Consider the following 25,780-nt stretch of genomic DNA (forward strand, 5'->3'; position numbering starts at 1 on the left):
GATCGCTGCTTCGTTCTGAACGGACGAAGCAGCATAAGGATGAGCACATCATGACCAACTACGATATCACTCTCCATACCCGTGATAGGCAACGGCTGTCCTTCGTCTGCTCTGAGGCGGAAGATCTACTCTCCGCTGCGGAACGGGAAAGTATCCTGCTTCCTTCCCAATGCCGGAGGGGAACTTGCGGAGCCTGCGTGGCCACTGTCACCGCAGGTGCTTATCGCCTGAAGGAAGTGAGTATGGAAGCCCTGCCAGAAAAGGCGCAGGCACGAGGCGATGTACTTCTGTGCCGTACCTATCCACGAGCGGATCTGATTCTGGAGGCGCCTTATGACTACAACTACATCCGCTTTGAGCGCATTCCGGAGCGCGAGGCCGAAGTGATAGAAGTCACTATGGTGGCTACGGGTACGCGACGACTGTTGTTACGCCTGCAACCCGATGAGCAAGGGGGGGCTGCGGAATTCGAAGCAGGGCAATTTATGGAAATCCAGGTACCGGGCAGCGATGCGCGTCGCGCCTATTCTTTAGCCAACAACACCAACTGGAATGGCGACCTGGAATTTTTCATCACGCTGCGGCCAGGTGGTGCCTTCTCTACCTATCTGGAATCCGCAGTGGTGGGCGATCGCCTGAACATACGTGGACCACTTGGAACATTTACCCTGAGAGAAAACGGTCTGCGGCCACGTTGGTTCGTTGGGGGCGGGACAGGTGTGGTGCCGCTACTGTCGATGCTGCGACGCATGGCAGATTGGGGCGAAATGCTTCCGGCACGTCTGTACTTCGGCGCGAGATATGAAGACGAACTCTTCTGTCAGGAGGAAATCCGCCAGATTCAGAATAAACTTCCCCAACTGCAGGTTAAGATATGCCTTTCACATCCTGGCAACCAGTGGGCTGATTATCGGGGCAGCGTAGTGGAAGCCTTGCGCGATGACCTGGGAAGCCTTGGGGTTTTACCGGACCTGTATGTTTGCGGATCAACGCGACTGGTCCAGGGCGTGACGGACTTAGCTCTGAGCCAAAAGTTGCCGGACGCCTGTCTGCAGTTCGAACGGTTTTTGTCTGCATAGTGCAGTGTCTATATATCGGGGATCGGCACGCGTTCTCCGCAGGGTATGGACACAAAATGAGTAAAGGCGGCCAACTGGATTTTCCATGGGAATATGTGCCACGATCCTTTTGCGCCAAACCGACAGCAAAGGTTTAATTGGTATATTGCAATAGGCTTGGTAAAAACATTGATTTTTTCAGCTAGGAAGGGACTCATGGAAACCATAGAAACCAGTAAAGGCTATCGTTTTGCCCTTCTCTATCTTGGGTTTCGTCTCTTTTTCTTGTTGGGGACGGTATTCTCTGTTCTTGCCATATCTGCCTGGTTCTGGTTCTATTATCAGGGAACGCAGTTTCTTGATAATGGCAATTTTCCGATTATCTTGTGGCATGCCCATGAAATGGTCTTTGGGTATTCCGTGGCCGTGGCTGTTGGCTTTTTGTTAACCGCGGTCAGAAATTGGACTGGTCACCAGACGCTTCGTGGATATGGATTGTTGTTACTAGGCCTGTTCTGGCTTATAGCGCGCATAATGCCGTTCACCAATTTGCCTAGCGCGCTGATTATCATGGCGCTGTTCGATCTGTTATTTGATGTCACTGCCTGCATCGCCTTGCTGTATCCGCTTGTCCGCGCCAAGCAGTGGAAACAGCTTGGGATATGGTCTATTTTATTACTGGTGACGACAAGTAACACATTATTTTATATGGGTCTAATCTGGGGGCATCCCGAGCTGACACGAATTGGGTTGTTTTCCGGGCTCTATCTAATTATCGCGCTTATCATGTTGATGGGACAGAGGATAATACCGTTCTTTATTGAAAGGGGGGTTGGTTATCCGGTTGTTTTGGATGTCCGGCCGTGGCTAAATGTCAGCAGCATGATTCTTATGATGGTTTTTATTGTCGCTGTTGTATGGGGGCCGATTTCGAGAATTACTGTTTGGGTGGCCATCGCGTTGGCAATTTTGCAGGTTCTACAAATGGTCGGATGGTATACCCCAGGCATTTGGCGTAAGCCGTTGTTATGGAGCCTGTATCTGGCTTATGGATGGATATTCATTGGATTTACCTTGACGGCGCTTACCCGTTGGATACCCATCAATCCCATGTTGGGAATTCATGCTTTTGCGTATGGCGGGGTAGGCATGATGACTATTGGTATGATGGCGAGAGTCTCTCTGGGACATACAGGGAGAAACATCTTTACGCCGCCAGCGGCCTTGAACTGGATGTTTTCTTCGTTGCTTCTTGGTGCCATTGTGCGCGTAATTATTCCAATAATAGCGCCAATGCAGTACCGCATTTGGATTGAGGTGTCGCAAGGTCTGTGGATTATTGCCTTCGTCGCTTTTGTCGTCGTTTACGCGCCCATGCTCATAAAGCCGCGGATCGATGGTCGATATGGCTAACAATGCAATCGCCCAATCGGTGAAGTCGAATTTGGGCTGCGTAAAATAATCTCCTCGGCTGTGGGGGTTATGGGACTGGCTGGTCGCCCTGGCGGAAATCAAGAGCGCGATCAGCGCGTTTCAGCTCATCCCGAATGAGTTGGCGTGTGCTCAGTGCTGATCAGGGAACAGGATGTTCAGTTCCAGTACTTCAAAATCCCCTCGCCGTTCCATGCTCACCTTGATATTTTCCTTGTCCACGGGAATGTATTTGGCGATCACTGCCAGGAGTTCTTCCTGCAATGCTGGCAGGAAGTCGGGGCCATCGGCATCCCGCTCGTGGGCGAGGATCAGTTTCAGGCGATCCTTTGCCACATGGGCAGTTTTCTTGCGGGAACCGAGGAGGTAATCAAGAAAGGACATATCAGCCTCCAAAGAGTCGTTTGAAGAAACCTGCCTTGACCGGCTGAATAAAGCGCAAGGGGCGCTCTTCTCCAAGGAAGCGGGCGACGACGTCCTTATAGGCCTCAGCCACATCGCTGTTTTCCATGTGAATGGCGGGTATGCCCTGATTGGAGGCCTGGAGGATCACTTCGGATTCGGGGATCACGCCCAGCAGAGGGGTGTGTAGCAGCTCCTTCACGTCTTCCAGGGAAAGCATTTCTCCGTCCTCCACCCGCTTGGGGGAATAACGGGTCAGAAGCAAGTGTTCCTTCACCGGTTCCTCCCCCTGTTCCGCCCGTCGAGAGCGGGCCGCAAGAATGCCGAGAATACGGTCGGAATCGCGGACGGAGGAGACTTCTGGATTGGTGACCACAATGGCTTCGTCCGCATGGTAGAGCGCCATGAGCGCGCCCGACTCGATCCCCGCGGGTGAATCGCAGACGATATAATCGAATTCCTTGCGCAGTTCATCCATGACCGCCGTTACCCCTTCGGTGGTCAGGGCATCCTTGTCGCGGGTCTGGGACGTGGGCAATACATAGAGATTCTCACAGCGCTTATCCTTGATGAGCGCCTGCTGCAACTTGGCCTCGCCCTGGATGACGTTGATGAGGTCATACACGACCCGTCGCTCGCAGCCCATGATCAGGTCGAGGTTGCGCAGGCCCACGTCGAAGTCGATGACGACGGTACGATGGCCGCGCAGGGCGAGACCGCTGGCAAAGGCGGCACTGGTGGTGGTTTTGCCGACCCCGCCCTTTCCGGAAGTGATGACGATTATTTTGGCCACGGTTCTTTTCTCCAGGACTTATATGTTTAATGCCGTAATATGCAACTGCTCGTCGCGGCTGTAAATCTGTGCCGCCTTGCCCCAAAGGGGATGGTTCGTTTCGAGGGTGCGATACAGGCCGGTGACGGAGACCAGTTCTGCCTCCAGGCTCATGCAAAAAATCCGCGCACCGTTCTGTCCGTTGACGCCGGCAAGAGCACGGCCACGCAAGGGGCCGTAGACGTGGATATTGCCGTCGGCCATGATTTCGGCGCCGGCGTTGACGGCGGCTAGACAGACGAGATCGCCACCACGGGCGTAGCTGCGTTGGCCACCGCGTATGGGGTGATCCAGAATCAGGCCGCCAGGACTTGTGGGGACGGGCTGTACTGGCGGGGGTGTTTCTGGTTGCGGGGCGGCGTTGCGATCCTGGCCCCGTAAAATGGGGAGGTGCAGATGTCGCGCCAGAGCCTGTTGGCCGGGCGAGGCATTGCGCAAACCGACAGGGAGCCAATTGGCGGTACGCAATACCTCCAGGATTTCGGGCAAAGCTAAAGGCGCTTCTTCGGGTATGGCGCTCAGATCCAGGACCACCGGCGCAAAGCGATGGAAATCCGCAGCGGCGGGGTGGCGTTGATGTTCTTCGGCAATGCGCTGCGCCAGTTGTTGGGGGTTGTTGCTTTCCAAGTGGAGGATGGAAAGAGTGAAAACGCCCCCGGACACGCGCAGGGGTGCGTTGGATTCTGTGTCGAGGGAGCGGGGGTTAGCCATGTTTCACGTGAAACATCGACGTGTGTCGCTTCATGGGCGTTGCAGCAAAGGGCGTTTGCCGCTCTTGCCATTCCAGGTTTCGGCATCGGGTAGTGGCGACTTTTTGCGGAGGATGACTGGCCAGTCTTTGCTGAGTTCGGCATTGAGGGCGGTGAAGTCGCGCTGATCGCTGGGAACTTCGTCATCGGCGAAAATGGCGTCAGCGGGACACTCGGGTACGCAGGCCGCGCAGTCGATACATTCGACAGGATCAATGACGAGAAAATTTGGCCCTTCATGAAAGCACTCGACCGGGCAGACTTCGGCACAGTCTGTGTATTTACACTGGATGCAATTTTCGGTAACGACGTAGGTCATGAGTTGGTGGCGTTCTTTACGGAGCGCTTTCGCGGTGCAGGCTCGGTGGCTGTTGAGGCGGTACTTTTGGACGATGCGGTCTTCTTTGCCGTTGGGGCCTTGGCTTTGGCTGGTTTTTTCACCACTGCGGTTTTGGCTGCCGCGGGCTTTTTAGCGGTAGCTGTTGCCGTTTTCGCGGCCGGTGTCCTGGTGGTTTTCGCCGCGGGCTTCCGGGCCGGGGCTGCCTTCTTGGTTGGCGCTGTGCGCTTTTCGCGGGGCGGCGGCGGGGTGTAGTCGGGCAGCATGGCAGCGATTTCCGCGTCGCTGGCATTTACCGGGAAGTGGAAAGCACATTCGCTCTGCGGGCAGGCGAGTTGTTCACCGAGGCGCTTGCCGCTTTTTTCGATCAGAATCGGCCAGGCGCAACGGGGACAGGGGCGCGCCACAGGGGGGCCCCATACCGCATAGTTGCATTTGGGATAGGTATTGCAGGAGTAGAATATTTTGCCGTAGCGGCTGCGTTTTTCGACGAGTTCGCCTGCACCGCACTGGGGACAGGCGACCCCCGAGGATTTGGGCTGGGTTAGCGGCTCAATATGCTTGCATTCGGGGTAGCCGCTGCAGGAGATGAAGCGGCCATAACGCCCGGTTTTGTAGACCAGCGGCTTGCCGCAATCTGGGCAGTCGCGGCCTACGGGCTCGGCGGGTTCGCGAGGACCCTCCACCGGGCGGGTATAATTACATTCGGGATAGCCAGAGCAGGCCACAAAACGGCCGTGGCGACCGAGGCGCAGGAATAAGGGTTTGCCGCATTGTGGGCAGGTTTCGTCCAGTGCTTCACTGGTGGCTTCGGTGCGGCTGACGCTGGCTTTTTCGTCGAGGAGTGCGCGGAAGGGTCCCCAGAACGCGCTGAGCACCGGCTGCCATTGCTTTTCGCCGCGGGAAATGGCGTCCAGTTCGTCTTCCATGCTGGCGGTGAAGCCATAGTCCACATAGCGCTCGAAATGATTGGTCAGGAAACGGCTGACTACCCGTCCGAGATCGGTGGGGCGGAAACGGCGCTGCTCGACGGCCACATATTCGCGATTCTGCAGGGTCTGAATAATGCTGGCATAGGTGGAGGGACGACCGATGCCGTGGGCTTCCAGGGTTTTGACCAGGGTGGCATCGCTGTAACGAGGGGGCGGCTCGGTAAAGTGCTGTTCGGGATCAATGCCGAGTACCTGGGGCTCATCGCCGGTATGGAGGGGCGGCAGAATGCGATTGCTCTCATCCTCGTCACCGTCGTCCTTGCCTTCCTGATAGACGGCCATGAAGCCGGGAAAGGTGACGGTGGAGCCGTTGGCACGCAGGGTCCAATGGGTGCCGGCATCCATATCGACGGCGACCAGGTCCATGCGCGCGGGCGCCATTTGACAAGCAACACTGCGCTTCCAGATAAGATCATACAGGCGCCAGAGATCGCGTTCGAGCACGCCCTGCAAGGCCTCCGGGCTGCGGGCGATGTCCGTGGGGCGAATGGCTTCGTGCGCTTCCTGGGCATTTTTGGTTTTGGTCTTGTAGCGGCGTGGGGTCTCGGGGACGAATTCGCTCCCGTAGTGGCTGCCGATAAAGTCACGGATGGAAGCGATGGCCTCTTCGGCGAGGTTGACGGCATCGGTACGCATGTAGCTGATGAGGCCGACGGTCTCGTTGCCGATATTGATGCCTTCGTAAAGCTGTTGGGCGACGCGCATGGTCCGGCTGGCATTGAAGCCGAGCTTGCGCGAGGCCTCCTGCTGCAAGGTGGATGTGGTGAAGGGCGCGGCAGGTTGGCGTTGCCGACTCTTGCGCTCCACCTCCCGGACCCGCAGCGCCCGGCGGCTGAGGTCATCTTCCATGCCGCTGCGGATGGCCTCGGCTTGATCGCTATCGGTGACGTCGAACTGTTCGAGCTTTTTCGTCTGCCAGTGGGTCAGGCGGCCGGTGAATTCGCTGCCAGCCTGCTCCAGGCGACTGGCGATGGTCCAGTATTCACGGCTGACAAAGGCCTCGATTTCATTTTCGCGTTCGCAGATCAGGCGCAGGGCAGCGCTTTGTACCCGGCCCGCCGAGAGGCCCGGACGCACCTTGCGCCAGAGCAGCGGTGACAGATTGAAGCCGACCAGATAATCGAGGGCGCGGCGTGCTTGCTGGGCATTGACCAGATCCATGGCGATTTCGCGGGGATGGGCGATGGCTTCTTGCACGGCCTTTTTGGTGATTTCGTGAAAGACCACGCGTTGCGCTGGCTTGTTGCCGAGCAGGTGACGTTCGCGCAGCAGTTCCACCAGATGCCAGGAGATGGCCTCGCCTTCGCGATCCGGATCGGTAGCAAGCCAGAGCTTGTCGGCGCCGCGCAGGGCCTTGGCGATGGCGTCCACATGGCGCTCATTGCGCTCGATGGCGGCGTAGTGCATGGCAAAATCATGCTCCGTATCAACGGCACCCTCTTTGGGCTGCAGATCACGCACATGGCCGTAGGACGCGAGCACCTGAAAATCATCCCCCAGATATTTCTGGATGGTCTTGGCTTTTGCCGGTGATTCTACAATAACGAGCTGGTGTGCCATAGGTTAGTGGAGAATCCGTGCGCCGTCGCTACCGAGCAAGGCATCGATCCAGAAGGCTTCGGGGCCGGGGTCGTTAGCCATCACCATGAAGGTCACCCAGTCGAGGGTTTCGAGATCGGTGTCGTCCAGTTCCAGGGCGAGCAGGCGATCGATGATGCGTTCACGCATGGCGCCGTTGATGACGCCAAGCCGCTCCCAGTCGTGTAACTGACCGCGGGCGGCCACGGAAAGATTTTGCTGCTCGTAGGGGTGGTAGGCGCGTAGCGAGCGGGGGCTGGTCTCCTCTTGCTCCTCTACCGCGAAGCCTTCCATCCAATCGAGGGCGCGCTGAATATCGTCGTCGGGAAAGCCGACGGCGCGCAAATGGTCTTCGACCATGTCGTCGTCTTCGTCGTCGAGATGGTCGAGCAGATAACTGATGATGTCTATGACGTCTTCCATGCCTTGGCCCTAGGAAGCAGGTGGGAGGCGACAGAAACGGCCGCCGGGGCAGGCCGCGAGGTAACCTTGTAATTCCATGCCCAAGAGGATGGCCGAAAGCTCGGTCAGCGTCAATCCGCAGCGGCTGGCGATCTGTTCCGGGGCGAGGGGGTCGAAATCCATGGCAGCCCAGACTTTAGCCTGGTCCGGGTCGGTGGGCTGCCAGTCTGCTGCGGGCGCTGTCGCCGGACTGCCCCGCAGTACGGCGTACAGCGGACCGAGTTCGCTGAGCACGTCCTCGGCACTCTCCACCAGTTTGGCGCCGTCGCGGATGAGGCGATGCGGGCCGCGCGACAACGGTGAGTGGATGGAGCCGGGAATGGCAAAGACTTCGCGGCCTTGCTCCATCGCCAGCCGGGCAGTAATCAGTGAACCGCTGCCCTCCGCGGCTTCGACCACCAGCACACCCAGGCTGAGGCCGCTGATGATGCGGTTGCGGCGGGGGAAGAGGCCGCTGCGTGGACCGGTATCGGGGGGTTGTTCGCTGAGAATGAGGCCCTGCCCGGTAATCTGGCGGGCGAGCTGCAGGTGGCTGCGCGGGTAGATGAGATCGGCACCGGTACCGAGTACGGCGACCGTGCCGCTATGGAGGGCGCCACGATGCGCTGCGGCATCAATGCCGAGGGCCAGGCCGCTGCTGATGATAAGGCCGGCCTCCCCCAGATTTTTGGCAAATGCTTCGGCCGTCGCAACACCGGTCGCGGTGGAACTGCGGCTGCCAACGATAGCCAGCATGGCCTGGTTCAGGCAGGTGCGCTGCCCGCGTAAATAGAGCAGCAGGGGCGGGTAATCGCTGTCCGTCCAGCGACAGAGATCGGTATCGGGACTTTCCAGCCAGCGCCGGTCTGCGGGCGTGAGCATGTCCTCGGGCGCCCTCTGCAAGGCGGCTATTTGCGCGGCCTGCAAACCGAGGTCCTGCAGGGCGCCTGCGCCCGTTTGAAAACAGCGCTCTACCGCACCAAAGCGCTCCAGCAGAGCACGTTGGCGGACCGGGCCGAGGCCGGGGATACGGCCGAGGGCGAGCCAGGCCCGGTCTGTCACCCGTTTCCTGAGGGGCGGTCGCTGGCGGTTACCGGGCGCGGACTGGCCAGTTGGTCACCCACCAGGATGCCATGTGTCGCCGTGGTAATCACGGCGTAGGAGACCGTGGGGAATATCCGGAACAGCATGACGGTACCCACCTTCTGCGGCGGCAGGGCGAAGGGTTTGCCGGTCACCGCGTTTTTCGTCTCTCCCCCGGGCCGGTCAACCTGCAGCACATTACCAGCGCTTAGGCCGCTGTCCCGGCCCTGATCCACGATAACGACCTGGCCGACCATCAGTTCCGGATAATTACTCATTTTGGCGATGATCTGCGCATTTACCGGGTGGGAGGGGGCGCTGGGGAAGTAGTGGGGCGCGCTACGGTCCGTGGTAGGTACCAACCGGTCGCCCAGAGAAATTTCCTTCAGGGCATTAGTGATTTCTACGGCGGGATGGGGGCCGTTGCTGCGCACGACTGCGCTACCGAGATCGCGGAGCGCATAACCGAGGGCTTTTTTGCCGTCGTGGCGATAGAGTTTCGGTCCGAGGGCGACAATCTGGTAACGGGCACCAATGGGCGCCTGTGCCAGGCCGGAGGCATAGAGCTTGTCACCCACCGTATAGACGATATGCTCACTGGCGCTGGCGGCAAGATAGGGCAGTTGGTCATAAGCCTTTTTATTGGCGATAACACCAGGCGTGCCGAGGAATGGCATTACTTCGCCAGTGGCCACCGTGGGCAAGGGTCCCGCAGTCATCTGCGGATGCAGCGAGATAACACGGAGTTCTGGCTGACCGTTGGACCCGCGGATAATCACGATACGATCGCCCGGATAAATCAGATTGGGGTTTTTAATATAGGCATTCCGGTGCCAGATCTGTGGCCAATCCCAGGGGTTTTTGAGGAAATGTGCGGCAATACCCCACAGGGTGTCACCGGTTTTGACGGTATAACTGTGTTCACTGCGTAGCTGTATGCCGGACGGCGCAGCCTGCGCCATTACCGGGGCCATGGCGCCGAGGCCGAGACAAAATAGGGTGTTGCGCCAGATGTTCTTTTGCATGAATGATCTCCGCTGGACTTCCGCAGGGAATAGTATTAGTTCAAGATACGATTTTTGCCGGATGGTAATAATGTGGTGACGAAATGCCCCTCTTGAAGATACTGGAGTTCCCCGATGTCCGCCTCAAGGGCATGGCCCAGCCCATAGTCCGGGTGGACAGACAGATTCAGCAATTGGCCGACGATATGGCGGAAACCATGTACGATGCACCCGGTATCGGTCTGGCCGCGCCACAGGTGGCTGCTGGTCACCGGCTGATTGTCGTGGATGTTTCAGAAAATCGCAATGATCTGCTGACGTTGGTGAATCCGGAAATTATCGCGCGCATGGGTGAAGAGGAGATGAAGGAAGGCTGCCTGTCGGTCCCCGGCGTGCTGGAGACGGTGCGGCGCGCCGAAAAAGTGACGGTGCGCGCGACCACGGTACTGGGCAAGACCGTTGAATTGGAGGCCGATGGGCTGCTGGCGGTTTGCCTGCAACATGAGATAGACCATCTCAATGGTACCCTTTTTGTCGATCACCTGTCCCGCCTCAAGCAAAACCTGATTCGCCGCAAGGCGGAAAAAAGGGTGCGACTCGGTGACTAGAAAACAGCGCATTGTTTTTGCTGGGACGCCGGAGTTCGCGCGCATTATTCTGGCCGAATTGCTGCAAGGGCCGGAAGAAGTCGTCGGCGTATTTACCCAGCCGGATCGCCCGGCGGGCCGGGGGCGGGCGTTGCAGGCCAGTCCGGTGAAGCAGGAGGCTTTGGCCGCAGGCATTCCCGTTTTTCAGCCGGAATCCTGTAAGACGGGTGAGGCCCTGGACCTGCTCCGGAGCCTGGCGCCGGATTTGCTGATTGTCGTGGCCTACGGACAGATTTTACCGCAGGCGATTCTGGACCTGTCGACGCGCGGCGCCATCAATGTTCACGCCAGTCTCCTGCCCGCCTGGCGCGGCGCCGCGCCCATCGCCAGGGCCATTGCGGCGGGCGACAAGGAAAGCGGCGTTGCCATCATGCAGATGGAAGCCGGGCTCGACTCCGGTCCGGTGCTGTGGGAGGAACGCGTGCCCATTGCGCCCGATGACACGGCGGCCAGCCTCCATGACCATTTGGCCCGGCTGGGCAGCGATGCCTTGCGTCAAGCTCTGGACCGGCTCTGGGCGAATCGGCTGAAACCCATGCCCCAAGACCCGGCGCTGGTGAGTTATGCCCGCAAGCTGAAGAAGGAGGAGGCGCAGCTCGACTGGCGGCTTCCCGCGGCGATGCTGGAGCGCCTGGTGCGGGCCTTCAATCCCAGCCCTGTTGCCCATACCCTTTTTCGCGACAAAGGCTTGCGGGTCTGGCAGACGCGGGTGCTGCCTATGCAGGGCGATCAGGCGCCCGGTACCATCACTGCCGTGGAAAAAGACGGGATAGTGGTGACCTGTGGCGAAGATCAATTGCAGTTGCTGGCGGTGCAACCAGCAGGCAAGGGCGTACTCAGTGGTAGCGATTTCGCCCGCGGTTATCGCCCGCAGGTTGGCGAAGTCCTGGGATGAGGGAAGAGCGGACAGGGGTTGAGCGGGCAAAAAGCACATCCGGTGTGGCAGTGCGCAAGGCCGCTGTTGCCGTATTGCGGGGCGTGGATAGCGGGCAGACGGTGGATGCCGCCCTGCTGCCGGTGGCGTTGACCGGTGCGGATCGGGCGACCTTGCAATGGCTGGTGCTGGGCACGCTGCGCGAGTATCTGCCCTTGCAGGCCCTGGCCGCTCAATTGCTGCGCAAAGGCTGGCGCGAGGAAGATGCGGATTTGGGTTTTTTGCTGAGTCTGGCCCTTTTTGAGTTGCGCCATGGGCAACGGCCCGCCTTCGCCGTGGTCAATGATTGGGTTGAGATGACAGAGGCCCTGAAAAAACCCTGGGCGCGCGGTCTGATGAATGCCGTTCTGCGCCGTTATCTGCGTGAGCGGGAGGCTTTGGATGTGGCACTGGCCGATCGCGATCTCGGGCACCCGGCCTGGCTGGCGGCGCGTTTACGCGCGGCCTATCCGCAAGACTGGCCCGCCATTGCCGCGGCCAATAACAGCGCACCGCCCCTCTGGCTGCGGGTGAATACGCAGCGGGTGGATCCCGGCAAATATCGGCGGTTGCTGGCAGAACAAGGCCTGGAGGCCGAGGCCGAGGGCGTGACGTGGAGTGATGCGGCCTTGTGTCTGCCCGCCAGTGTACCGGTAGCGACCCTGCCGGGCTGGGATGCCGGCTGGGTTGCGGTACAGGATGGGGCGGCACAACTGGCGGCCCACATTCTCGCACCCCAGGAGGGGGAACGGATTCTGGACGCCTGCGCGGCCCCTGGCGGCAAGACCGCTCACCTGTGGGCACTGGGAGCGACGCGCCTGGATGCCCTGGACCGCTCCGCAGAACGCCTGAACCGAGTGCGCGAGGCCCTGGAAAGACAAGGGGGCACGGTACATTTGCAGGCGGCCGATGCTGCAGAAACCGCTACCTGGTGGGATGGCGAGCTCTATGACGCCATTCTTCTGGATGCGCCCTGTACCGGCACCGGGGTTATTCGTCGTCACCCTGACATCCGCCTGCGCCGCCAGCCAGAAGAAGTGGTCGAGGCGGTAGCGCAACAGGCGCGCCTGTTGGAGGGCCTGTGGCCTTGTCTGCGTCCCGGCGGTCGGCTGCTCTATGCCACCTGTTCGGTGCTGCCCGAAGAAAACGAGGAACAGATCATCGCCTTTCTCCGGCGTCATCCCGATGCGCGCCGTTCTGCGCACCCGCTGACCGGACAGCGCCTGCCCGGACAGGAAAACATGGATGGCTTTTTCTATGCCTTGCTGGAGAAGGAGGCGTGAGCCAGGATGGTGCGTTGCATTTGCCCACCAGCAGAAACTGGCTACAGCAATGTGTCGTTATCCTGGTTGCGCTGTACTGTTTTTGGGGTCTGGCAGGGATCGCCGTGGCTGGTCCGGCGTTTCACGTGGAACATTTGCGGGTGACCCCGCGGGAGAATGCCGTTGAAATCAATGCCAGCGTGCAACTGGACAGGGAGGCACTCCTGCAACAAATCCTCGACCAAGGGCAGACCCTGGTCTGGGTGGTGGAGGCGGAGTGGCGGGAGCCCGAACCTTTCTCCTTCATTCCCGGTGTGGGTGTACAGGTACACCGGAAGCAGCATTGGCGCATCCACTACTACCCCCTGACTAACCAATATGCCGTTGAGGATCAGCACGGGGCGCTCACCATGTACGCGCACTGGGGTGAGGTCGCTACGGCACTGGCCCAGGTGCATGATTTCATGCTCCCGCTGGTCCACGGCGCGGCGCGCGGTCAGGTGGCGTTGCGGGTGTATATTGATGTTCAAGCCTTACCCCTGCCATTGCGTTTACGTTCTTTGCTTGGCCACTGGAAACTGGAGTCCCCATGGATCGTCAGCGCGCCCCTTTCGCACTAAGAAACTGGCTGCGTGCCCTGAGTGCCGGCACTACCCCGGAGCAGCAGCGGGTGGGGCCGCGCTGGGGTGCTGTTCTGCTGCTGTTGGCTATCGTGGCCTTTTTGGGGGTCAACTTTTTCACCAGCGCTGGGGGGCCGCTGAGCCATTATTTTGTGCCCATGCTGGTGATTTCCGCAGGAATCGTCCTCTGTCTGCTCATTCTGGTGCTGTTCTCGGTGGTGGCGCTGCTGTTGCGCCTGCGGCGCGGCGAGGTGGGCAGTCAACTCGCCACTCGTTTGGTGGTCATCATCACCCTGCTCAGTTTCCTGCCAGCGGTCATCGTCTTCGGTTTTTCCTGGCAATATCTGAATCGGGGCGTGGATTCGTGGTTTAGCAGTGCGGTGCAGACCGCACTGGATCAGGCCCTGAACGTGGCCAAGGCCGGTGTGGATCGTTATCGTAATTCCACGCTGTTGGCGGCGGAGAGCATTGCTCAGGCCCTGGTGGGGGAGTCTGACAGCAACGCCGTCATCACCGTGATTGCTCTGCGCGATCAGTACCGTCTGAGCAGTGTTACCCTCTTCTCCAGCGATAACCGGATCATCGCCACCAGCAGCGATAACCTCAGTCTGGCGCCGCGTTTGCCGCGCCGGGAAATCCTCGCCATGGAAGAGAGCCATCCGACCGCCACCATAGAGCCGGAACCCAACGGCGGCTTGCTGGTAAAGGTGCTGATTCCGGTACTGAGCCCGCATCTGGGGGAAAGTAACCGCATGCTCTACGTGGAACAGCCCATTCCAGAGCAATTGACCCAGGCGGCGGAGGCCGTGCAGGTGGCTTACACCCGGTATCACCAGTTGATGCTGATGCGCGAACCGATGAAAACGGCCTTTCAGCTCAGCTTGGCGGTGGCTTTGCTGCTGGCTTTGCTGGCGGCGGTGTGGATGGGTTTGCATCTGGCGCGGCGCCTGACCGCGCCGATAGCACGGCTGGCGGCGGGCACCCAGGCGGTGGCGCGCGGCGAGTTTATTCCCCTGCAGACGGTGGCAAGTCACGACGAGCTGGGTGTCCTGATACACTCGTTCAACAATATGACCCGGCAACTGGCGCGGGCCAAGCAGCAGGCGGCGGCGGCGCAGGAGCAGGCGGAGCAGCGGCGGCTGTACCTGGAGACCGTGCTCGGACAGATTTCCAGCGGCATCCTGACCTTTGACGGCGAAAACCATTTGGCCGAAATCAACGCCGCGGCAACCCATATCCTTCAGGAGGATTTGTCCAGGGGCAGTGCGCTGGATGCATTGCATGACGGCACGGCGCTGGAGCCTCTGTGGAAGCTGGTGGCGGACTGGGTGGAGCACCCCCGTAACGGGATGCAGAAGGAGTTGCAGATCGAGCGTTCCGACGGGCCACAGACCATTATCGTGCATGGCGCGCATTTTGCGGATGATGCCGGTAGTCAGGGTTTCGTACTGGTTTTTGACGATATCAGCACGCTGGTCGCCGCCCAGCGCAGTGCCGCCTGGAGTGAGGTGGCGCGGCGTTTGGCCCACGAGATCAAGAACCCGCTCACCCCCATCCAGCTCTCCGCCGAGCGACTGCGGCGCAAATATCTGGAACGCCTTGGCGATGAGGGGGAGACCCTGGATCGCGCCACCCGTACCATCATCCATCAGGTGGATGCCCTCAAGGTGATGGTGGATGCCTTCTCGGAGTATGCCCGGCAGCCGCAATTGGAGTTGCGCTCGCTCGATCTGAACACACTGATTCTGGACGTGCTCGACCTGTATCGCGGGCAAGAGAGCGGGGTGGAGATTCGGGCTGAGCTGGGTGCGGGCCTGCCCCCCCTGCGGGCCGATGTGCATCGCCTGCGCCAGATCCTCAACAATCTCTTGCGTAATGCCATGGATGCTCTACAGGGCGGCGCGGAATCTTCGGACGGCAAGCATATCCTGATTCGCACCCGCTTGACGGACGTGGGCCCGGCAAAGGTGCTAGAGTTGAGTGTGTTAGACGACGGACCCGGCTTCCCGGCCGAGTTGCTGGCGCGGGTTTTTGAGCCCTATGTCACCAGCAAGGTGAAGGGTTCTGGGCTGGGTCTCGCCATCGTCCGGCGCATCGTTGAGGAGCATGGCGGGCAGATTATTGCCGATAATCAGGGTTTGCAGGGCGGCGCGCGTATCGTTATTGATTTTCCGTTGGGTTGAAGCAAGCGTTCAGGAGGCGGCATGGAAGAGGCACGATTGAATATTCTGGTGGTGGATGACGAACCCGATATCTGCGCGACCCTGGCAGAAATTCTGGAGGACGAGGGCTACAGCGTGCATACCGCGGGGAGTGCGGAAGCCGCCGAAGTGCTGCTGCGTGATCAGATGGTGGACCTCGTCCTTCTCGATATCTGGATGCCAGGTGAGGACGGCGTCAGCCTCTTGCGGCGCTGGGCCGAAGCGGGTCTGGAGCAGCCGGTGGTGATGATGTCCGGGCACGCCACCATCGAAACGGCGGTGCAGGCGACCAAGCTCGGCGCCTATGATTTCATCGAAAAACCGCTGTCGCTGGACAAGACCCTGCTTACCGTTACCCATGCCCTGGAATCCAGTCGCTTGCAGCGCGAGAACCGCGACCTGCGCGCGCAGGCCGGCTGGGTAGAGCGGCCAAGCGGCGAGAGCCCGGCGATCCGCCAGTTTCGCGAACAGTTGCAGCGGGTGGCAGCGGTGGATTCCTGGGCGTTGCTGCTGGGCGAGCCGGGTAGCGGTAAGGAAGTGGCCGCGCGTTATCTGCACCGGCAAAGCCGACGGGCACAGGGACCCTTCGTGGATCTGCGTGCCGCCGCCATCGCTCGCCCCAATATCGCCATTGAGCTGTTCGGCAACGAAGATCATGGCAAACTGACCCGCGGGCGCCTGGAAGTGGCCCATGGCGGTACGCTCTTCATCGACGAAATTGCCGACATGGACCTGGAAACCCAGGCGCGGCTGTTCTCGGCCTTGCAGGAGCGGCGCATCATCCGGGTGGGCGGGACGACGCCCGTGCCGGTGGATGTGCGTGTTATCGCCGGAAGCGCGCAGGATTTGGCGCACGCGGTGCAGAGCGGGCAGTTCCGCAGCGATCTCTACTACCGCCTCAGCGCCCTGCCCCTCAAGGTGCCACCGCTGTCCGCGCGGAGCGCAGATATTCCGACACTGATAGAAGAGTTTGTACGTTTTTATGGCGCCCGCGATGGCTTGGCCGTGCGCCACTTTGCCCCGGAAACCCTGGATGTGCTGCGGCATTATCCCTGGCCGGGCAATGTCCGCGAATTGCAGAATCTGGTGGAACGACTGCTGATTCTGGCGGAAGGGCCAGAGATCAGCGCGGAAGAGGTGGAAGGGGCGCTGGGTCTGGATAATCGCCTCGTCCTCGCCAACACTAATTTCGACGGGGAAGATTTTGGCGGCACCCTGAAGCGCGCGCGGGAGCGCTTTGAGCGTGCCTTCCTCGAATACCATCTGGCGCGTAACGAGTGGAATATCGCGCGAACGGCGGAAGTGGTGGGGCTGGAGCGCACGCATCTCTATCGCAAGCTGAAAAATCTGAGTATTGCCCTGAAGGGCGAGCGGCATGCGGGCGAGGATGGGGATGAGGGGGAGGGGTAAGACGGAGCCGTTCATTCAGAATATCCACCCTCCGGAAACGCGGCGGGGCTTTGTGGCTCGCGGCTTACGGGCACGGGAAGAGGCCTGGGCAACGGGTGTGTATGTGGAAGCCCGAGAAATGTTGATCCGGCTGGATGCGTCTTTGGCGAGGGCGCGTGGCCATCGCCATGGAAAAGAGCGCTTGATTCTCGAGCACACACCCGACAGGTGAAACTTCTCTCTGTATGGTTACCTGGACCGGTGTGAATCAACGTGCTTGCCTCAAGGAATAGCTGAAAAATCCCATGAACATTGACATTGCCGAGTTCACGGCTAATTGCCTGAAGTGGATTGACGAAGTCGCCACCACTCATCAGCGGCTGGTGATCAGTGTGGGTGGCAAACCGCTGGTCGAGGTGGTTCCCATTGTCGATGAAACGCGGAATAGTCTGTTTGGATATATGAAAGGTACCGTCACCATTCACGGAGATATCGTAGCCCCGTCGGGCGAAGTCTGGTCTGCGGAAAGTGGTGATGAAGACCATTTCTATGCAGGCTTGCGACCCCGCGAGAACAAAAGTCACTAACGCCGTTTTCTATTATCCAAAGTGGAGCATGAACCAATATGGGTCAGTCTTCAGATGCTTTGCGGAAACCAACTGAAAAGCCTGAGTTTGTGGCGCATGTACGTGGCGAAGGGAAAGTTTGTCAGTCGTTGGAATCACATCTGTATGGTGTTGGGCAGCTTTCTGCAAGGATGGCTGAAAAATTTGGTCTTTCTACTCAGGGTGAGCTACTTGGGTTGCTCCATGATTTGGGCAAGTACAGTACAGCTTTCCAGTCTTACATCCAGTCCGCCACAGGCTTGCTGAATCAGGATGAGGACGAAGAATTTGTCGATGCTGCTGGTCTGAAAGGGAAAATAGATCATTCCACGAGCGGGGCGCAGTGGGTTTGGCAGGAATTGGCGCAAAAGGACGCCCTGGCGCAAATTGCTGGGCAGATTATGGCGTTGTGCATTGCCTCGCATCATTCCGGTGTGATCGACTGTCTTGCATTATCGGTGGGTAGTCCTGCCGAAGATACGTTCACCAAGCGGATGAACAAATCAGCCGATAAAACCCATCTCAGTGAAGTCTTGGGCAAGGTGAATCAAGAACTGCTTGCAACCGTACAGAATTTGGTGGCACGCCCGGAAATAACGCAGGCATTTCAGGCCTGGATCGCAAATATCCTCGGCAAAGTTCCGGGCAATAACCCGCAAAGCCCGGTTTACCAGCAGCAACTGGGCCTGCTCGTTCGCTCACTCTTCAGTTGCCTGATTGACGCCGACCGCATCGACTCCGCCGATTTTGAGCATCCCGGTCTTGCGCGGCGGCGGTTGCACGGCAATTACGAGTCCTGGGAGGTGTTGATCCAGCGTTTGGAAAGCCACTTGAGCGCCTTCACGGCACGTCATCCTATCGACGCACTGCGGCAGGATATTTCGCACCATTGTCTGGTTGGTGCATCCCGCACACAAGGCATTTACACTCTGACCGTGCCGACCGGCGGCGGCAAGACGTTGGCAAGCCTGCGATTCGCCTTGCACCATGCCCGCGAACATAAAATGGACAGGGTGATCTATGTCATTCCGTTCACTTCCATCATCGACCAGAACGCAGAAGTCGTGCGTCAAATCTTGGAACCAGAAGGCGTCGAAGTGGGTAGTGTGGTGCTCGAACACCATTCCAACCTCACACCAGAAGAGCAAAGCTGGCGCGGCAAAATTCTCTCGGAAAACTGGGATGCGCCGGTCGTCTATACCACCAGCGTACAGTTGCTGGAAACTCTGTTCGGCGCAGGTACACGCGGCGCACGGCGGATGCATCAGCTCGCCAATGCAGTGCTAATTTTTGATGAAATCCAGAGCCTCCCGGTCAACTGTGTTCACTTGTTCAACAATGCCATGAACTACCTGGCCGATTTCTGCGGCACTACCGTTGTACTGTGTACCGCCACCCAGCCATTACTAGATCGGGTCGATGCACACAACGGCGCCATCCGCATCCCTGCTGGCAACGAACTTATGCCAGATGTGAAGCGACTCTTCGATGACTTGAAGCGTGTCGAGGTCGTCAATCGCCGCAAGCCCGGCGGCTGGACGCAGGACGAAATCGCGGCGCTGGCATTCGAGCAAATCGCAGAGTCTGGAAGTTGCCTAGTCATCGTCAACACGAAAAAGGCAGCGCAGGCTATTTACCGGCTATGCAAGGAAATCAGCACGGGCAAAGCTTTCCACCTGAGCACGAATATGTGTCCGGCGCATCGCAAAACCATCCTGAACGAAGTGCGTGGGCGCCTTGACGAAGTCCCGCCTGCGCCAACGCTATGCATCAGTACACAGTTGATTGAAGCGGGGGTCGATGTAGACTTTGGTTCCGTCATCCGCTTTACGGCGGGTCTGGATTCGATTGCCCAGGCGGCGGGGCGCTGCAATCGCAATGGCCGCCCGACACCGGGGTTGGTGCATGTGATTAACCCGCGCCCCGAGGACGAGAATCTGGCTAAATTGCCCGACATTCAGGTTGGCCGAGAAAAGGCAGAGCGCGTGCTGAATGACTTTGATGCTGACCCTGAGAAATACAGCAACAACCGCATCGGCCCGGAAGCGATGGCTTGGTACTACAAAAACTATTTCTTCGATCGGGCCAACGACATGAGTTATCCGGTCGCCGCAAAGCAAATGGGGCACGACGACACCCTGCTCAACCTGCTCTCCGATAACACCCTTGCAGTCGCTGACTACAAGCGAACGAAACGCCAAGCTCCAGCCATCTACCTGCGACAGTCGTTCATGACCGCCGCCAAGGCATTTAAAGCCATCGACGCCCCCACGCGCGGCGTAATCGTGCCGTATGGCGACGCGGGCAAAGCGCTCATTAACGCCTTGTGCGCGGCATACCTGCCCGACAAGGAATTCGAATTGCTGCGTCGGGCGCAGCAATTCAGCGTTAATGTGTTTCCGAACGTGCTGGAAAAACTATCCAAAGCCAATGTCGTGCGCGAAGTGCAGGAAAGCACGGGCGTTCTTTATCTGGTCGATCCGCGCTACTACAGCCTGGAATTTGGCCTGTCCGAAACCCCGGAGGGAAAAATGGAGGTTCTCTGTGGCTAACCGCAACAGCATCGAATTCACGGTCAGAGCACGTCATGCCCTGTTCACCGACCCGCTGACTCGGATCGGCGGCGAAAAGTGCTCGTATCACATTCCGACTTACGAAGCCTTGAAAGGCATCGTCAAGTCTATTTACTGGAAGCCTACCTTCATTTGGGTGATTGACGAAGTCAGGGTGATGAAGCCGATCCGCACACAGACCAAGGGCACAAAACCCTTGGATTTCGGTGGCGGCAATACCTTGGCGATCTATACCTTTCTCTCCGATGTCGAATATCAGGTGCGCGCGCATTTTGAATGGAACCTGCATCGTCCTGAACTCGAAGGCGACCGGGTAGAAGGCAAGCACTATGCAATCGCCAAACGAATGCTGGAATTAGGCGGGCGGCAGGATATTTTTTTGGGAACGCGAGACTGCCAGGGCTACGTCGAACCCTGCGTATACGGTTCGGAAACCGGCCACTACGACGCAGCGGGCGAGCTGGCGTATGGTTTGATGTTCCATGGGTTCGACTACCCGGATGAAACTGGCGAAGACTGTTTACAAGCCCGGCTCTGGAAGCCTGTTATGGCGAATGGCTACATCCAGTACGCTCGGCCCGAGGATTGCACGATTCGAAAATTCGTTCGGGCGATGACGCCCAAGAAATTCGGCAAAGGCAGGCTGCGCGATGTCGCGCAGGACGCTACCGAGCTGGAGGTCTGATATGAGCTGGGTACAGAAACTTTACGAAACTTACGAACAGAGCAAAGGCCGGGAGTCGCCCGGCACCAGTACGCTGCTACCCGTTAGCCATTCCATTCAGCAAGCACATGTAGAAATTACGTTGGATGAACACGGCAATTTCATATCCGCCAGAACAATTGGCAAAGAAGAAACCACCATCCCTGCTACCGAGCAATCCGCGGGACGAGCCGGCAGAACTCCTCCACCGCACCCCCTGTGTGACAAAGTTCAGTACTGCGCGGCAGATTACCCAGAGATGGGCGGCAGCAAGCCGTCTTTCTTCAAGGAATATGAAGCGCAACTGGCGGAGTGGTGCAATTCGCCCCACAGCCATGCCAAGGCTCAATCCGTGCTGACCTACATTCGCAAAAGGCGGGTTGTTGCCGACTTGGTGCGAGAAGATGTGCTTCATCTCGGTGCGGACGGGAAGTTGCTGACGCGCTGGGCAAGTGAAACTCAAGCACCCGAGTTATTCCGGGTGCTCACAGCGAAATCTGGCGAGCGTGACCAAGGCGACGCGTTTATTCGTTGGCATGTCCGGGAGCCCGGTAATCCCTGCACTGCAGTTTGGGAAGATGTGTCTTTGCAGGACGATTGGGCAGAATTTGATGCCAGCACCAAGGAAGCCGTCGGCGTTTGTATGGTGACGGGTGAGATGCAGGCGAGTCTCGCTTTGAGCCATCCCAAGCGCATCCGCCATTCCGGCGATGGTGCCAAACTTATCAGTGCCAACGACAGTTCGGGTTACACCTTCCGGGGGCGTTTCACCGATGACACCGGCCAGCAGGCGTGTGGCGTGAGTTACGAAGTCACGCAAAAAGCCCATAACGCGCTGCGCTGGCTGATTCAGCGCCAAGCCTACCGAAACGGCGATCAGGTCGTCGTGAGTTGGGCGGTCGCGGGCAAGCCGATTCCCGATCCGTTCGGTAACTCGCTGACCTTGATGCTGGCTGGCATCGCTGTCCAACAACAGTCCGCTACGCCGGAGTTATCCCTCGGCGACGATGCAGGACAAGCTTTTGCCAAGCGCTTGAATCTTGCCCTGGCGGGCTATCGCGCCAATATCGGCCCGCCAGATGACATCGTCGTCATGGGACTGGATTCGGCCACACCAGGACGCATGGCCATCACGTATTACCGCGAGTTGACCGGTTCCGAGTTTCTGGAGCGGATCGAAGCCTGGCACAAGGCACACGCCTGGCCGCAAAACTTCGGCAGGGAGCTGAAATTTGTCGGCGCACCGGCGCCACGCGACATCGCTGAAGCAGCGTTTGGCCGTCGTCTTGACGACAAGCTCAAGAAATCCACAGTTGAGCGGCTCCTGCCCTGCATCATTGATGGCCAGCCCTTGCCACGCGACCTCGTCGAATCAACGGTGCGCAGAGCCAGCAATCGGGTCGGCCTCGATCATTGGGAATGGGAAAAAACCTTGGGCATCGCCTGCGCCCTCTTCAAAGGCGCTTTCAAAAACAAGGAGTACGAAATGTCGTTGGAAACCGACCGGCACAGCCGGGATTATCTCTATGGTCGCTTGCTGGCGATTGCCGAACATATCGAAAACCGTGCTCTCTACGTTGCAGGCGAAAAACGCGACACTACTGCTGCGAAGCTAATGCAGCGTTTCGCTGATCGCCCGGCAAGCACTTGGCGAATCATTGAGCCTGCGCTCAAACCTTACATCTCGCGCCTACGAACAAAACGCTCAGGTTTTATGCACGAGATGGACAAACTGCTCGATGAAATTATCCCCAGTTTCGTCGGCGATGACTTTCTTGACGACAGCAAGCTGTCTGGCGAATTTTTGCTCGGCTACCACTGTCAACGGCAAGTCCTGAATCCACCCAAGATAGACAACACCACTGTGACCGAAGACGCTCCCACCGAATAGACCACCGAGGAACCGAATATGAGCACCCTGCAAAACAAAATTGATTTCGCTATCATCTTCTGCGTCAAAAATGCCAACCCGAACGGCGACCCGCTGAACGGCAACCGCCCGCGCACCGATTACTCAAACTTCGGCGAAATGAGCGATGTGTCGATCAAGCGAAAAATCAGGGATCGCTTGATCGAGCGCTGGGTCAACGATGGTAGGAAAGAAGACGACGGCAACATGATTTTCGTCCAATCCGATGACCGCAAAGTGGACGATGCTAAAAGTCTGCGCGCACGGGCAGAGGCCGGTTTGGGCAAGGAGTTGGGTTCAGAAAAAACCGCCGAGTTGGCGTGCAAAAAATGGCTGGATGTGCGGGCCTTTGGCCAACTATTCGCTCTAAAAAGCAACAAGAAAGCGGGTAAGAAGAAGGAGGATGGTAGCGACGAAGACGGCGACACAGGAGTATCCATTGGCATCCGTGGCCCTGTCACGATTCAATCTGCTTTCAGTGTCGAGCCGATAGATATTACCAGCATGCAAATTACTAAAAGTGTGAGTGGTGAAGGTGATGGTACAAAGCGCGGCTCCGACACCATGGGAATGAAGCATCGCGTTGATCAAGGAGTGTATGTTTTTTTCGGCAGTATGAACCCGCAACTAGCCGAAAGGACTGGGTTTGTGGATGCCGATGCCGATGTAATCAAGTTGGTATTGCCGAAGATTTTTGAAAATGACGAGTCATCTGCCAGGCCTGCGGGGAGTATGGAGGTGTTGAAGGTGATCTGGTGGAAGCACAATTGTAAATCTGGTCAGTATTCGTCAGCAAAAGTCCATAGATCATTGGTCGTCAATCCAGATGGAACGTATGCTTTGAATCTGTTGGAAGGACTTGTTCCAGAGGAAATTGACGGTTTTTAGGAGGGCGCCGATGTCCGAAATCCACTTTATCGTTGAAGAGGCCCCGGAAGGTGGCTTTATAGCCCGTGCTGTTGGTGCGGACATTTTCACCGAGGCCGACGATCTGCCTGCGTTACATGCGCTGGTGCGGGATGCGGTGCACTGCCATTTTGAGGACGCGCAGTGCCCCAGCCTTATTCGCCTGCATATTACCCGCGAAGAAGTGCTGGTGGCATGAGACTGCCGCGTGACCTCACCGGCACTGAGTTGGTGCAGAGACTTGGGCGTGTGGGTTATACCGTCACGCGGCAGACGGGAAGCCACATGCGCCTGACCTGTGCGGTACAAGGCGAGCATCACGTTACGGTTCCCCGTCATGATCCACTGCGCCTGGGAACGCTGGCCGCCATACTGGACGCCGTGGCCGTGTATCGCGGCGTCAGTCGTGAGGCGCTATTGGAAGTGTTGTTTGAGCAGTGATAACGGGGCCTGATCATGGAAGCCACCGAAGACCTCGTTCCTCTCTCTGCCCTCCAGCACTGGATTTACTGCCCGCGGCAGTGCGGGTTGATCCATCTGGAGCAACAGTTTGAGGACAACGTCCATACGGCGCGCGGGCAGGCGGTGCACCATCTGGTAGATACGCCGGGATACGAGGTGAAGCGCGGCGTGCGGGTGGAGCGGGCGTTGCCTCTCTGGTCAGATCGTTTTGGCCTGATCGGTAAGGCAGACCTGGTAGAGTTTCACCCGGATGGCAGGATATATCCCGTAGAGTTCAAGCATGGTCGTAAACGTGACCGCATCCATGACGATATTCAGCTTGCCGCCCAGGCCATGTGTCTGGAGGACATGCTCGGGCGCCCTGTACCCCAAGGTGCTATTTATCACGCCAGCAGTCACCGACGGCGCGAAGTAGACATCACCGAGGATTTGCGCGTACTCGTCAGCGAGACCGCCGACGCGATTCGCGCCATGCTCGCCTCCGGCATCCTCCCACCGCCAGTAAACGATGCGCGGTGTCGGGAATGCTCACTGCGAGAAATCTGCCAGCCGGAGATGCTGGCGCAGCAAACCCAAATGGACCGGCTGAAACAATACCTGTTTTCGCCGGATGACGAAATCGGTCCGTGATGTAGAGGGATTCCATCATGCAGCAAATTCAAAACACCCTTTACGTCATGACCCCCCTGTCCTACGTGCATTTGGACAATGCCACCTTGCGCGTGGACGTGGATCATGAGAAGCGCCTGCAGGTCCCTCTGCATCATGTCGGTACGCTGGTGTGCTTCGGCGATGTGATGGTATCGCCTGCCCTCATGCACCGCTTGGCGGAAGAAGGGAAGTCTCTGGTCTTGCTGGATCGTTTTGGTCGCTTCAAGGCGCGCCTGGAAGGACCCGTTTCCGGAAATATCCTGCTGCGTCAGGCCCAGCATCGAGGAGCGGGCGATGTTGACGTTACCAGAGACTTGGCGCGCGCCTGCGTCGCCGGGAAACTCCGTAACGGCAGAACCGTACTCCTGCGTGCTGCCCGTGAGGCGAAAGAGGCGGACGACGCTAAACAGCTCACGGGGGCTGCCAATCACCTCGCCGCATCGCTGCGTGCTGCGGCCGAAGCATCCACCATAGACGCGCTGCGCGGCATAGAAGGCGATGCCGCACGCAGTTATTTTTCGGCATTCAATTGTATCGTCAAGCCCGCCATGCGCGCGCAGTTTCAGTGGAGCGGGCGCACCCGGCGTCCACCGTTGGACCGGATCAATGCCTTGCTGTCATTTCTCTACTCCATGCTGATGAACGACTGTCGCAGCGCACTGGAAACCGTCGGTCTTGATCCACAACTGGGATTTTTACATGTAGTCCGCCCTGGGCGTGCGGCATTAGCGCTGGATTTGCAGGAGGAGTTTCGCGCTCCCATCTGTGACCGGTTCGCGCTCACACTTGTGAACCGAGGGCAACTCAGCGATGGGGATTTTGAAGTACGCGAAGGTGGGGCTGTCTTGCTGGGTGATAAAGGTCGGCGCAAGGTGGTCGCGGCTTGGCAGGAGCGTAAACAAGAAGAAGTTACCCATCCCTTCCTGGAGCAGAAGGTGCCTATTGGACTGTTACCTTTTGTGCAGGCACGATTGATGGCGCGCGCCATCCGTGGGGAAACCACCGGGTATCTGCCATACCTGAGCCGTTGAG

At 58.5% G+C, this 25,780-nt stretch carries 26 protein-coding genes; 18 read left to right on the plus strand and 8 right to left on the minus strand.

The window, feature by feature from the left end; all coding sequences use genetic code 11:
• The first annotated feature begins 50 nt into the window (after positions 1–50).
• The gene (locus tag M0P56_RS09240) at positions 51–1,079 is read left to right on the plus strand and encodes an FAD-binding oxidoreductase (RefSeq protein WP_291509755.1); all 1,029 of its coding nucleotides are present in this window, start codon (positions 51–53) and stop codon (positions 1,077–1,079) included.
• Between the two features lie 195 nt (positions 1,080–1,274).
• Positions 1,275–2,471 carry an NnrS family protein gene (locus M0P56_RS09245; RefSeq protein ID WP_291509756.1) on the plus strand — a complete coding sequence of 399 codons (1,197 nt, stop codon included), beginning with the start codon at positions 1,275–1,277 and terminating at the stop codon, positions 2,469–2,471.
• A gap of 150 nt (positions 2,472–2,621) precedes the next feature.
• Here M0P56_RS09245 and minE read toward each other — a convergent pair whose 3' ends face one another.
• The 8 genes from minE to M0P56_RS09285 are packed head-to-tail and all read right to left on the minus strand — an operon-like array spanning position 2,622 to position 9,928.
• Positions 2,622–2,873 (minus strand): cell division topological specificity factor MinE, encoded by a 252-nt coding sequence (gene minE, locus M0P56_RS09250; RefSeq protein ID WP_291509757.1) that lies wholly within the window; start codon positions 2,871–2,873, stop codon positions 2,622–2,624.
• 1 nt (position 2,874) lies between these two features.
• Complete coding sequence (minD, locus tag M0P56_RS09255) at positions 2,875–3,684, minus strand: septum site-determining protein MinD (protein WP_291509758.1); 810 nt, start codon at positions 3,682–3,684, stop codon at positions 2,875–2,877.
• Between the two features lie 18 nt (positions 3,685–3,702).
• A complete protein-coding gene (gene minC, locus M0P56_RS09260; protein ID WP_291509759.1) occupies positions 3,703–4,434 on the minus strand; it encodes a septum site-determining protein MinC in 732 nt (243 codons plus the stop codon).
• A 30-nt stretch (positions 4,435–4,464) separates the two neighbouring features.
• Positions 4,465–4,791, minus strand: coding sequence for a ferredoxin FdxA (fdxA, locus tag M0P56_RS09265; RefSeq protein ID WP_291509760.1), 327 nt, complete (start codon positions 4,789–4,791; stop codon positions 4,465–4,467).
• On the minus strand, positions 4,788–7,361 hold the full coding sequence (gene topA / locus M0P56_RS09270; RefSeq protein ID WP_291509761.1) for a type I DNA topoisomerase: 2,574 nt from the start codon (positions 7,359–7,361) through the stop codon (positions 4,788–4,790). The genes fdxA and topA overlap by 4 nt, the downstream gene beginning before the upstream one ends.
• 3 nt (positions 7,362–7,364) lie before the next feature.
• The gene (locus tag M0P56_RS09275; RefSeq protein WP_291509762.1) at positions 7,365–7,802 is read right to left on the minus strand and encodes a DUF494 domain-containing protein; all 438 of its coding nucleotides are present in this window, start codon (positions 7,800–7,802) and stop codon (positions 7,365–7,367) included.
• Between the two features lie 9 nt (positions 7,803–7,811).
• Positions 7,812–8,882 carry a DNA-processing protein DprA gene (dprA, locus tag M0P56_RS09280; RefSeq protein ID WP_291509763.1) on the minus strand — a complete coding sequence of 357 codons (1,071 nt, stop codon included), beginning with the start codon at positions 8,880–8,882 and terminating at the stop codon, positions 7,812–7,814.
• A complete protein-coding gene (locus M0P56_RS09285) occupies positions 8,879–9,928 on the minus strand; it encodes a LysM peptidoglycan-binding domain-containing protein (RefSeq protein ID WP_291509764.1) in 1,050 nt (349 codons plus the stop codon). The genes dprA and M0P56_RS09285 overlap by 4 nt, the downstream gene beginning before the upstream one ends.
• An 83-nt stretch (positions 9,929–10,011) precedes the next feature.
• Between M0P56_RS09285 and def the strand changes: the two genes are divergently transcribed.
• The 16 genes from def (at position 10,012) to cas1c (ending at position 25,779) form a co-directional block, all read left to right on the plus strand.
• Entirely contained in the window at positions 10,012–10,515 is a 504-nt protein-coding gene (gene def, locus M0P56_RS09290; RefSeq protein WP_291509765.1) for a peptide deformylase, read from the plus strand.
• Positions 10,508–11,449: a methionyl-tRNA formyltransferase gene (gene fmt, locus M0P56_RS09295; protein ID WP_291509766.1), complete on the plus strand. Its 942-nt coding sequence runs from the start codon at positions 10,508–10,510 to the stop codon at positions 11,447–11,449. Before def ends, fmt begins: the two co-directional genes overlap by 8 nt.
• Entirely contained in the window at positions 11,446–12,750 is a 1,305-nt protein-coding gene (gene rsmB / locus M0P56_RS09300; protein ID WP_291509767.1) for a 16S rRNA (cytosine(967)-C(5))-methyltransferase RsmB, read from the plus strand. The genes fmt and rsmB overlap by 4 nt, the downstream gene beginning before the upstream one ends.
• Positions 12,747–13,349 carry a DUF4390 domain-containing protein gene (locus M0P56_RS09305; protein ID WP_291509768.1) on the plus strand — a complete coding sequence of 201 codons (603 nt, stop codon included), beginning with the start codon at positions 12,747–12,749 and terminating at the stop codon, positions 13,347–13,349. Before rsmB ends, M0P56_RS09305 begins: the two co-directional genes overlap by 4 nt.
• Positions 13,319–15,532, plus strand: coding sequence for an ATP-binding protein (locus tag M0P56_RS09310; RefSeq protein WP_291509769.1), 2,214 nt, complete (start codon positions 13,319–13,321; stop codon positions 15,530–15,532). Before M0P56_RS09305 ends, M0P56_RS09310 begins: the two co-directional genes overlap by 31 nt.
• A gap of 21 nt (positions 15,533–15,553) precedes the next feature.
• Positions 15,554–16,960: a sigma-54 dependent transcriptional regulator gene (locus M0P56_RS09315; protein ID WP_291509770.1), complete on the plus strand. Its 1,407-nt coding sequence runs from the start codon at positions 15,554–15,556 to the stop codon at positions 16,958–16,960.
• Positions 16,944–17,171, plus strand: a complete 228-nt coding sequence (locus tag M0P56_RS09320; protein ID WP_291509771.1) for a hypothetical protein — start codon at positions 16,944–16,946, stop codon at positions 17,169–17,171. The genes M0P56_RS09315 and M0P56_RS09320 overlap by 17 nt, the downstream gene beginning before the upstream one ends.
• Before the next feature lie 73 nt (positions 17,172–17,244).
• The gene (locus tag M0P56_RS09325) at positions 17,245–17,526 is read left to right on the plus strand and encodes a hypothetical protein (protein ID WP_291509772.1); all 282 of its coding nucleotides are present in this window, start codon (positions 17,245–17,247) and stop codon (positions 17,524–17,526) included.
• A 38-nt stretch (positions 17,527–17,564) separates the two neighbouring features.
• Positions 17,565–20,096 (plus strand): CRISPR-associated helicase Cas3', encoded by a 2,532-nt coding sequence (cas3, locus tag M0P56_RS09330; RefSeq protein ID WP_291509773.1) that lies wholly within the window; start codon positions 17,565–17,567, stop codon positions 20,094–20,096.
• A complete protein-coding gene (cas5c, locus tag M0P56_RS09335; protein WP_291509774.1) occupies positions 20,089–20,802 on the plus strand; it encodes a type I-C CRISPR-associated protein Cas5c in 714 nt (237 codons plus the stop codon). The genes cas3 and cas5c overlap by 8 nt, the downstream gene beginning before the upstream one ends.
• A gap of 1 nt (position 20,803) precedes the next feature.
• Positions 20,804–22,711 carry a type I-C CRISPR-associated protein Cas8c/Csd1 gene (gene cas8c / locus M0P56_RS09340; RefSeq protein WP_291509775.1) on the plus strand — a complete coding sequence of 636 codons (1,908 nt, stop codon included), beginning with the start codon at positions 20,804–20,806 and terminating at the stop codon, positions 22,709–22,711.
• A gap of 18 nt (positions 22,712–22,729) precedes the next feature.
• A complete protein-coding gene (cas7c, locus tag M0P56_RS09345) occupies positions 22,730–23,617 on the plus strand; it encodes a type I-C CRISPR-associated protein Cas7/Csd2 (protein ID WP_291509776.1) in 888 nt (295 codons plus the stop codon).
• 10 nt (positions 23,618–23,627) lie between these two features.
• Complete coding sequence (locus M0P56_RS09350) at positions 23,628–23,834, plus strand: hypothetical protein (protein ID WP_215853825.1); 207 nt, start codon at positions 23,628–23,630, stop codon at positions 23,832–23,834.
• Positions 23,831–24,076, plus strand: coding sequence for a type II toxin-antitoxin system HicA family toxin (locus M0P56_RS09355; RefSeq protein WP_291509777.1), 246 nt, complete (start codon positions 23,831–23,833; stop codon positions 24,074–24,076). Before M0P56_RS09350 ends, M0P56_RS09355 begins: the two co-directional genes overlap by 4 nt.
• 15 nt (positions 24,077–24,091) lie before the next feature.
• Entirely contained in the window at positions 24,092–24,727 is a 636-nt protein-coding gene (gene cas4 / locus M0P56_RS09360) for a CRISPR-associated protein Cas4 (protein WP_291509778.1), read from the plus strand.
• 17 nt (positions 24,728–24,744) lie between these two features.
• A complete protein-coding gene (cas1c, locus tag M0P56_RS09365; protein ID WP_291509779.1) occupies positions 24,745–25,779 on the plus strand; it encodes a type I-C CRISPR-associated endonuclease Cas1c in 1,035 nt (344 codons plus the stop codon).
• The last annotated feature ends 1 nt before the right edge of the window (position 25,780 follow it).

Source organism: Acidithiobacillus sp., from assembly GCF_023229925.1.
In the GTDB taxonomy this organism is placed as follows: domain Bacteria; phylum Pseudomonadota; class Gammaproteobacteria; order Acidithiobacillales; family Acidithiobacillaceae; genus Acidithiobacillus.